Source organism: Rathayibacter sp. SD072 (assembly GCF_017355185.1).
Classification (GTDB): Bacteria; Actinomycetota; Actinomycetes; order Actinomycetales; family Microbacteriaceae; genus Rathayibacter.
This window is the reverse complement of the sequence record NZ_JADILJ010000002.1, coordinates 151,439-159,802: the sequence shown is the minus strand read 5'-3', so window position 1 is coordinate 159,802 and position 8,364 is coordinate 151,439. Positions and strand designations below refer to the sequence as shown.

Sequence of the window (8,364 nt, the reverse complement as noted above, 5' to 3'; positions counted from 1 at the left end):
CACCGACCGAACACGTAACGGACCCCATGCAGACCGCTGAAATCCGCACCCGCTGGCTCGACTTCTTCGGAGGCCGCGGCCACACCGTGGTGCCGTCCGCCTCGCTCGTCAGCGAGGACCCGAGCCTCCTCTTCACCGTCGCCGGCATGGTGCCCTTCGTGCCGTACCTGACCGGAGTCGTCCCCGCGCCGTACCCCCGCGCGACCAGCGTGCAGAAGTGCATCCGGACCAACGACATCGAGGAGGTCGGCAAGACCCCCCGCCACGGCACGTTCTTCCAGATGAACGGCAACTTCTCCTTCGGCGACTACTTCAAGGAGGGGGCGATCGGCTACGCCTGGGAGCTGCTCACCGGCACGGAGGCCGACGGCGGGCTCGGGTTCGACGAGAAGGACCTCTGGGTCACCGTCTACAAGGACGACGACGAGGCCATCTCGCTCTGGAAGAAGATCGCGGGCCTGCCCGACGAGCGGATCCAGCGCCTGGACAAGGACACCAACTACTGGTCGACCGGTCAGCCCGGACCGGCCGGCCCCTGCTCCGAGATCTTCTTCGACCGCGGCCCGGCCTACGGCATCGACGGCGGCCCCGCCACCGACGACGACCGCTACGTCGAGATCTGGAACCTCGTCTTCATGCAGTACCTGCGCGGGGAGGGGACGAGCAAGGTCGACTTCGACATCCTCGGCGAGCTCCCGCGCAAGAACATCGACACCGGCATGGGGCTCGAGCGCGTCGCGTTCCTCAAGCAGGGCGTCGAGAACATGTACGAGATCGACCAGGTGCGCCCGGTGCTCGACCGCGCGTCCGAGCTGTCGGGCCGCCGCTACGGCGCCGATCACGAGGACGACGTGCGCATGCGCGTCATCGCCGACCACGTGCGCTCCTCGCTCATGCTGCTGTCGGACGGGGTCACCCCGTCGAACGAGGGTCGCGGCTACATCCTGCGCCGGCTGATGCGCCGGACGGTGCGCGCCATGCGCCTGCTCGGCGTGGACACCGCCGTGTTCCCCGAGCTCTTCGCCGCCTCGCGCGACGCCATGGCCGCCGCCTACCCCGAGGTGCAGACGGAGTACGAGCGGCTGTCGACCAGCGCGTTCGGCGAGGAGGAGGCGTTCCTGCGCACCCTGGCCGCCGGGACCGAGATCCTCGACCTCGCGGTGCTCAAGACCAAGAAGGCCGACGCCGAGACCCTCCCCGGCGACACGGCGTTCCTCCTGCACGACACGTTCGGCTTCCCGATCGACCTCACGCTCGAGATCGCCGAGGAGTCCGGGCTCAGCGTCGACCGCGAGGCCTTCGACTCGCTGATGTCGGCTCAGCGCGCCCGCGCCAAGGCCGATGCGAAGTCGAAGAAGTCGGCCCTCGCCGATCTCTCGGTCTACGCCGCGTTCCGCGCGCACGGCGAGACGCTCTTCACCGGCTACGACGTGCTCGACACCGAGTCGCGCGTCGTCGGCCTGGTCGTGGGCGGGCGCTCGGTGACCAAGGCCTCGGCCGGCGACATCGCCGAGGTGATCCTCGAGGCCACGTCGCTCTACGCGGAGTCGGGCGGCCAGGAGGCCGACGCAGGCCGCATCGTCGGCAATGGCTTCGACCTCGAGGTCCTCGACGTGCAGAAGCCCGTCAAGGGGCTCATCAGCCACACCGTCCAGGTCGCGAGCGGCGAGGTGGGCGTCGGCGACGCGGCGACGTCGGTCGTCGACCGCGACTGGAGGCGCGGGGCGACCCAGGCGCACTCCGGCACGCACCTGATCCACGCGGCTCTCCGCCAGGTGCTGGGCCCGCAGGCGCACCAGTCCGGCTCGTACAACAAGGCCGGCTACCTCCGCCTCGACTTCTCCTGGAACCAGGCGCTGTCGCTCGACACCCGCAGCGAGATCGAGGACATCGCGAACACCGCGATCCGCGACAACCTCGAGGTCGTCACGCGCGAGCTGCCCCTCGACGAGGCGAAGGCGCTCGGCGCCATGGCGCTGTTCGGCGAGAAGTACGGCGACGTCGTCCGCGTCGTCGACATCGGCGGCCCCTGGTCGCGCGAGCTCTGCGCCGGCACCCACGTCGGGAGCTCGTCCGAGATCGGGCTCATCAGCCTGGTCAGCGAGTCGTCGGTCGGATCGACGAACCGCCGGGTGGAGTCGCTCGTCGGCCGTGAGGCGTTCCAGGACCTGGCCGCCGAGCGCGCCCTCGTCAGCACGATCTCGTCCTCGCTCAAGACGCCCCGCGAGCAGCTCCCCGAGCGCATCGCGGACCTCGTCGCGAGTCTGAAGGCGGCCGAGAAGAGGATCGCCGCATTCGAGGCCCGCGCCCTCGCCGACCGCGTCCCCGCGATCGTCGCGAACCAGCGGCGGGTGAACGGGCTGACCGTCGTCGCCGAGAACGTCGGCACGGCGGGATCGGCGGACGAGCTGCGCTCGCTGGTCACCTCGGTGCGAGAGCGACTCGGCTCCGAGGCCGCCCTGGTGGCCCTGGCCGCGGACGTGTCGGGCAAGCCCGCCGTGATCGTCGCGACCAACCAGGCCGCTCGCGATGCCGGCGCGAAGGCCGGACCCCTCGCCAAGCTCGCCGCGGGAGTCCTCGGCGGCGGCGGAGGCGGCAAGCCGGATCTCGCCCAGGGTGGCGGTTCCGACGTGTCGGCGATCGGCGCCGCGCTCGAGGCCGTCGTCGCGGAAGCGGCACGCTGAGCATGGACCGGTTCGGCGTCCGGCTCGGCATCGATGTGGGACGCTCCCGCATCGGTGTCGCCCGCTGCGACGTCGACGGTCTGCTCGCGGTGCCGGTCGAGACCGTCGTCCGCGAGAAGGACGCCGGGAGCGGCGCCGACGTCGCCCGCATCGCCGCGATCGCGCAGGAGCACCTCGCGGTCGCGATCGTGGTCGGGCTGCCGCTCTCGCTCTCGGGCGCCGAGACCGCGTCGACCGACGACGCGCGGGAGTTCGCCGGCCGACTGGCGCGAGCGATCCCCGCGGCGCACGTCAGACTCGTCGACGAGCGCCTGTCGACGGTGACCGCGCAGAGCGCCCTCCACCGCTCCGGACGCGACACGCGCGGTTCCCGCGCAGTGATCGACCAGGTCGCCGCCGTGGTGATCCTGCAGCACGCCATCGATTCCGAGCGCTCCTCCGGCACCCCCGCCGGGATCCCGCTCGAACCGAACGAAGGACGACCCACCCGTGACCGACGTCCCCCCGAGCCGCCGCGCCGCCCGCGCCACCGAGGCCGATCAGCAGAATCAGCTCCCGACGCCTCCGCAGGAGCCCCCCGCCTCGAGTGACGGCCCGACGGAGCAGTCCGGCCACGATCCACTCGACCGGCTCTTCTCCGGGCCGGATGTGCCTGCTCCGCGCGATCGCGGCGAGGCCGTCGCCGCGGCGCATCCGGAGGCGAAGGCGTCGACCCGCCGTCGTCGCCGGCAGGCGGCCGGAGCACCGCGGAAGCGGCGCAACCACCGCGGCCTGATCGGCGGGCTGCTCGCCTTCGGCGTCTTCGCCGCCCTGGTCGCGGTCGCCGTGACCGTCTTCCTCGAGCCCGTCCGGGCGCTGTTCGCCGAGCCGGAGGCCACCGACTTCGCCGGCACGGGCACGAGCGAGGTCGTCTTCACGATCCACCAGGGCGACGGCGGCAGCGACATCGCCGAGAACCTCGTCTCGGACGGCGTGATCAAGTCGTACGCGCCGTTCTACGAGCTCCTCGTCTCGACGACGCCGGAGCCGGTGTTCCAGCCGGGCGCCTACTCGATGAAGGCCGAGATGAGCGCCAAGTCCGCTCTCGCCGCGCTGCTCGACTCCGAGTCCACGCGGCTCGCCAACACGTTCGTGATCCCCGAGGGCACCGCCCTCACCTCGGCGCTGCCCCTCATCGCCGACGGCACGGGCGTGCCCGTCGAGGAGCTCCAGGCTGCGGCGGCCGACTGGGGCTCGTTCGGACTCCCCGCCGAGGCGACGAGCCTCGAGGGCTTCCTCTTCCCGGCCACCTACGACGTCGACCCGGGCACTCCTGCCCACGACATCCTGCAGACCCTCGTGAACCGCATGTACCAGGCTCTCGACGAGGCGCAGGTGCCGGTCGAGGACCGCTACCGCGTGATCGTCTTCGCCTCGCTCGTGCAGCGGGAGGCGCGCATCGCCGACGACTTCCCGAAGGTGGCACGGGTGTTCCAGAACCGGCTCGACCAGGGCTGGCGCCTGCAGTCGGACGCGACCGTCGCCTACGGCACCGGAGCGACCGACCGGGTGACCACGACGGACGCCGAGCGCGGCGACGTGAACAACGTCTACAACACCTACCAGCGCGACGGCCTCCCGCCCGCCCCCATCTCGAACCCGGGCGACATCGCGATCGAGTCGGTGCTGCGGCCGGCCGAGGGCACGTGGATGTACTTCGTCACCGTCAACCTCGAGACCGGCGAGACCGTGTACTCGACGACCGACGCCGAGCACAACGCCGCGGTGGCGCAGTGGCAGGCCTGGATGCGGGACCACCCGGAGTACCAGTGACCGCGTCCGGGCGCCGCCTCGCGGTCCTCGGCTCGCCGATCGCCCACTCGAAGTCGCCGGCCCTGCACGCCGCCGCATACGGCGTGCTCGGTCTCGACTGGAGCTACACGGCACTCGAGACGACGGAGGAGACCCTCGCGGCCGTCCTCGAGGACCCGGTCGCACGCTGGCACGGCCTCTCGCTCACCATGCCGCTCAAGCACGCCGTCCGGCCGCTGCTCGACGAGGAGGACCTCGTCGCCCGCGCCACCGGGGCCGTCAACACGGTGCTGCTGGAGCGGGACGGCTCCTCGGTCCGCCGCCGCGGCTTCAACACCGACGTGGCGGGGATCGTCCGAGCGCTGGGCGACGCGGGCGTCACCCGCGTCGACCGCGTCGAGGTGCTCGGCGGGGGAGCGACGGCCGCGTCGGCGATCGCGGCCGCGGCCGAGCTCGGCGCGTCCAGCGTCACCGCGACCGTCCGCGCTCCGGCTCGGGCGGAGCCGCTGCGCGCGGTCGCCGAGACACTGGGCACCGTGCTCGAGATCCGGTCGTTCGACGAGTGGTCGGCGGGGGAGCCGCATCCGCTCGTGATCTCGACGCTGCCCGGGGCGGCCGCCGAGGAGCTCGCGGTGCCCGACGACGTCATCGCCGCCTCGACCCTCTTCGACGTGGCGTACGCCCCGTGGCCGAGCCCCCTCGCGATACGCTGGCGCGCCCGGCGGTCGTCCGTGGTCTCGGGGTTCGGGATGCTGCTGCACCAGGCGCTCGTCCAGGTGCGGATCTTCGCCGGCGGGGATCCGACGCGCACGCTGCCCCGGGAGGACGACGTGCTCGCCGCGATGCGCGCGGCCGTGCCCGACGGCTCCTGACCCCGCACCGCCGGGGCGGGGCCGCCCGGCGGTGCGGCCCCGCCCCGTGTGCGAGAATCTGTGGATGCTCCGTTGGCTCACGGCCGGGGAATCCCACGGCCCCGAACTCATCGCCGTCCTCGAAGGACTCCCCGCGGGGGTCCCCGTCTCCCTCGAGGACATCCGCACCGATCTCGCCCGGCGCAAGCTCGGCTACGGCCGCGGCGCACGGATGAACTTCGAACAGGACGAGCTCACCGTCTCGTCCGGGATCCGCCACGGCGCCAGCATGGGCAGCCCGATCGCGCTGCGCATCGGCAACACCGAGTGGCCCCGCTGGGTCGACGTGATGTCGGCCGAGCCGCGCGACCCCGAGACCCTGCCGAAGGGCCGCGGCGCCGCACTCACCCGGCCCCGGCCCGGGCACGCGGACCTCGTCGGCATGCAGAAGTACGGCTTCGCCGAGTCGCGCAACGTCCTCGAGCGGGCCTCCGCGCGCGAGACGGCGGCACGTGTGAGCCTGGGCGCCATCGCCCGGCGGTTCCTCGGCGAACTCGGCATCGAGCTCGTCAGCCACACCCTCGCCATCGGCCCGGTGCGCGTGCCGGAGGGATCCCCACTGCCCACGGCGGCCGACGTGGACTCGCTCGACGCCGATCCGCTGCGGTGCCACGACGCCGCGACCAGCGCGCTGATGGTGGCCGAGGTCGACCGGGCTCACGACGACGGCGACACGCTCGGCGGTGTCGTCGAGGTGCTCGCCTACGGTCTCCCGCCGGGACTGGGCTCCTACGTCCACTGGGACCGGCGGCTCGACTCCCAGCTCGCCGCGGCTCTCATGGGCATCCAGGCCATCAAGGGCGTCGAGGTCGGCGACGGGTTCCTCACCACGACCCGCCGCGGGTCCGAGGCGCACGACGAGCTGTTCCAGGACGCCGCGGGCATCTCGCGCTCCAGCGACCGCGCCGGGGGTACCGAGGGCGGCATGAGCACCGGCACCGTCCTGCGCGTGCGCGCGGGGATGAAGCCGATCGCGACCGTTCCCCACGCCCTGCGCACGGTCGACGTGGCGACGGGCGAGGCGGCCGGAGCCCACCACCAGCGCTCCGACGTCTGCGCCGTCCCCGCGTCGGGAGTCGTCGCGGAGGCGATGGTGGCCCTCGTCCTCGCGAACGCCGTGCTCGAGAAGTTCGGCGGCGACAGCGTCACCGAGACCCGCCGCAATCTGCGCGGCTACCTCGAGGCGATCCCGGCCGAGCTGCGGACGGCGAGCGCGAGCAACCCCGCCCTGGGCGTGTCGTGATCCGCGGGTCCGCCCTCGGGCGAGAGCGCTGATGGCCGGGCACGATACCGGCGCGGCCCGCGCCCGCGTCGTCTTCATCGGCCCCATGGGGGCGGGGAAGACGACCATCGGGAAGCGGGTCGCGAAGTCCCTCGCGGCGGCCTTCGTCGACTCCGATGCCGAGTTCGTCGCGGGCCACGGCCCGATCGCGGCGTACTTCGACACGCACGGCGAGGCCTCCTTCCGCCGCGAGGAGCGCCTCGTCGTCGAGAGCGCCGTCCGCCGCGACGTCGTGCTGGCCCTCGGCGGGGGAGCGGTGCTCGATCCGGACACGCAGGCCGATCTCGCCGAGGTCCCCGTGGTCCTGCTCACCACGACGGCCGAGGCCGTCAGGGACCGTCTCGGCTCCGGGAGCCGACCCCTCGTCCGCGGCGGCGTCGCCGACTGGACCCGTCTGCACGAGCAGCGGCGCCCGCTCTACGAGGCGCTCGCGGACGTCACCTTCGACACCTCCCGCCGGCCCATCACCGCGATCGCTGCGGAGATCGCCGACTGGGTGCGCGCCCGACCGGCCCGAGACCCCCGAACCCACGACGCGATCGCCGCCGGCGGCCGCGCAGCAGACCCGGCGGCCCCTTCCGGCCGCCCGAGCGGAAGACTTCCATGAACGACGGCTCCACCGCCATCACCGTGCCCGGCGCCGCCGGCTACGACATCACCGTCGGCCGCGGGCTGCTCGACGGGCTCGCCGACGCCATCGGCCCGCGCGCTGCGAAGGTGCTCATCGTGCACCCGCCCACGCTCGCGGTCCTCGCCGCGGAGATCCGCGAGAGCCTGCTCGAGAGCTACGAGGTGCTGCTGGCCGAGGTCCCCGACGCCGAGGCGGCCAAGCGCGTCGAGGTCGCGGCGTTCTGCTGGCAGGTCATGGGCCAGTCCGACTTCACCCGCACCGACGTCGTCGTCGGCTTCGGCGGGGGAGCGATCACCGACCTGGCCGGGTTCGTGGCCGCCACCTGGCTCCGGGGCGTCGGCCTCGTCCAGGTTCCCACGACCGTCCTCGGGATGGTCGACGCCGCCGTGGGCGGAAAGACGGGTATCAACACGGCCGAGGGGAAGAACCTCGTCGGCGCGTTCCACGCCCCGCGAGCGGTCGTCGCCGACCTCGACGTGCTCTCGAGCCTGCCGCGCAACGAGATCCTCGCCGGCTTCGGCGAGATCGTGAAGTACGGCTTCATCGCGGAACCGCAGATCCTGGACATCATCGAGTCGGACGTCGATCTGGCGACCGACCCCGGCTCGGAGGAGTTCCGCCGACTCGTCGAGCTCTCGATCGGCATCAAGGCCCGGGTCGTCGGCGAGGACTTCACGGAGCAGGGGCTGCGCGAGATCCTGAACTACGGGCACACCCTCGGGCACGCGATCGAGCACGCCGAGCGCTACCAGTGGCGTCACGGCGCCGCCGTCTCGGTCGGGATGGTGTTCGCCGCGGAGCTGTCGCGCCTCACCGGCTCGCTCAGCGACTCGGCGGTCGACCGCCACCGCAGCGTCCTCGAGTCGCTGACCCTGCCGACGAGCTACCCGCTCGGGCGGTGGGAGACGCTCCTCGCCGCGATGCAGCGCGACAAGAAGTCCCGAGCGGGGATCCTCCGGTTCGTGGTGCTGGACGACATCGCGCGGCCCAGCATCCTCCAGGGGCCCGAGACCTCCCTGCTGTTCGCGGCGTACCAGGAGATCGGCTCCTAGGAGCGGGCAGGCC

General features: G+C 72.6%; 7 protein-coding genes. All 7 read left to right on the top strand.

Features of this window, described 5'->3' with window-relative positions; translation table 11 throughout:
• The first annotated feature begins 26 nt into the window (after positions 1-26).
• The 7 genes from alaS to aroB all read left to right on the top strand — a co-directional run bounded on the left by alaS (position 27) and on the right by aroB (position 8,351).
• Complete coding sequence (alaS, locus tag IOC53_RS01815) at positions 27-2,684, top strand: alanine--tRNA ligase (RefSeq protein WP_207402683.1); 2,658 nt, start codon at positions 27-29, stop codon at positions 2,682-2,684.
• Positions 2,685-2,686: 2 nt separating this feature from the next.
• Positions 2,687-3,274 (top strand): Holliday junction resolvase RuvX, encoded by a 588-nt coding sequence (gene ruvX / locus IOC53_RS01810; protein ID WP_374070130.1) that lies wholly within the window; start codon positions 2,687-2,689, stop codon positions 3,272-3,274.
• The gene (gene mltG / locus IOC53_RS01805) at positions 3,174-4,496 is read left to right on the top strand and encodes an endolytic transglycosylase MltG (RefSeq protein WP_207402672.1); all 1,323 of its coding nucleotides are present in this window, start codon (positions 3,174-3,176) and stop codon (positions 4,494-4,496) included. Before ruvX ends, mltG begins: the two co-directional genes overlap by 101 nt.
• Positions 4,493-5,347 (top strand): shikimate dehydrogenase, encoded by an 855-nt coding sequence (locus IOC53_RS01800; protein WP_207402671.1) that lies wholly within the window; start codon positions 4,493-4,495, stop codon positions 5,345-5,347. The genes mltG and IOC53_RS01800 overlap by 4 nt, the downstream gene beginning before the upstream one ends.
• 64 nt (positions 5,348-5,411) lie before the next feature.
• Complete coding sequence (aroC, locus tag IOC53_RS01795; RefSeq protein ID WP_207402670.1) at positions 5,412-6,629, top strand: chorismate synthase; 1,218 nt, start codon at positions 5,412-5,414, stop codon at positions 6,627-6,629.
• Positions 6,630-6,660: 31 nt separating this feature from the next.
• Positions 6,661-7,275, top strand: a complete 615-nt coding sequence (locus IOC53_RS01790) for a shikimate kinase (protein ID WP_207402669.1) — start codon at positions 6,661-6,663, stop codon at positions 7,273-7,275.
• Positions 7,272-8,351 (top strand): 3-dehydroquinate synthase, encoded by a 1,080-nt coding sequence (gene aroB, locus IOC53_RS01785; RefSeq protein WP_207402668.1) that lies wholly within the window; start codon positions 7,272-7,274, stop codon positions 8,349-8,351. The genes IOC53_RS01790 and aroB overlap by 4 nt, the downstream gene beginning before the upstream one ends.
• The last annotated feature ends 13 nt before the right edge of the window (positions 8,352-8,364 follow it).